Origin of the sequence: Vibrio sp. YT-18 (assembly GCF_033337345.1) — a bacterium.
GTDB lineage: Bacteria > Pseudomonadota > Gammaproteobacteria > Enterobacterales > Vibrionaceae > Vibrio > Vibrio alginolyticus.
The window spans coordinates 1-1009 of sequence record NZ_JAWOQO010000311.1; the positions used below are offsets into that span (position 1 = coordinate 1).

2 pseudogenes are annotated in these 1009 nt (G+C 44.8%); both read right to left on the reverse strand.

Going from position 1 to position 1009, the window contains the following annotated elements:
- Nucleotides 1-530: pseudogene (locus R7M72_RS26225) on the reverse strand (mechanosensitive ion channel protein MscS); the annotation flags it as partial.
- A gap of 238 nt (nucleotides 531-768) precedes the next feature.
- Nucleotides 769-1009 (reverse strand): annotated as a pseudogene (locus R7M72_RS26230) (YcgN family cysteine cluster protein); the annotation flags it as partial.

Here is a 1009-nt window from a genome sequence, read left to right on the forward strand (position 1 = left end):
GCACGCTCATTTTGTACGCCTAATTGCTTGAGCCATGCCAAATTCTGCCAGCTCGAATCAAAGCTCACATCCAAATAATGTTGAAGCTCGCGGTAGTCGTTAATAAGCGCGAGCTTTTCTTCGTCTTTCGCTTTGTTTAACTCTTCAATGACTTCTTTGGTTTTGGTCGTCAGATAATCGGTCGCGTCTTTTGAATACTTTTCTTGCGTTTTGACGAGCTTAATCAGCTTGTCACGAGGGATGGACTCACGCTCAATCGCGGACGCTAATTGATTTCTCAACTCTTCATTTTTTTGGAAAAGTTGTAGCTGAAGCGCATCACGCTCGTCACCTGCCGTTTGAGATAGGCTTTGCGATAAATCGACAATGTCGATGTTCAAGCTATCTATAGAAGCTTCTGCTTCAGAGATAATAGGAGGCTCTGTGCTTTCTGTGGCTTGCACAAAAATAGGGGTCATCATCGTGATGAATAAAGCGAATATCGCTACCCAAGGTGTCTGGCGATTTTTCAGGGGGAAATGAAACGTCATTTTTACCTCGTAGGAAACGAATCCCGATCGGAGCGATCAAGAATCGGAATGTAAAGCCTTGAAATGATATGCCCTAAGTTTACATCACTAAATTGCAAACCGAGCAGCATTTAGTTAATTAAGCGTCAGAGTTCAACAATGACCGTCGTTTTGTCATCACTTATGAGAATCCGGTCTTTTATTGACCCTAAAAGCAAACAAGCCTTTCACTGTTGGTAAAAGGCTTGTTTCAATTTGGCTATGGGCGATTTGGGTGATTCAAAATGTGGTCTTCCCAATCCACCACATCAATTTCGTACACCACTTTGTTGCGGACACTTTCGCCCGCCGCGTGCATTGCGGATTTCGAGCCCGTAATCAACGGGTGCCATTCTGGTAATGGCTGATTTTCGGCTAACAGACGGTAAGCACACGTGTGCGGTAACCAAGTGAAATCGTCGATGTCTTCGCGTGTCAGCTTGGTGCACTCTTCGCCAGAG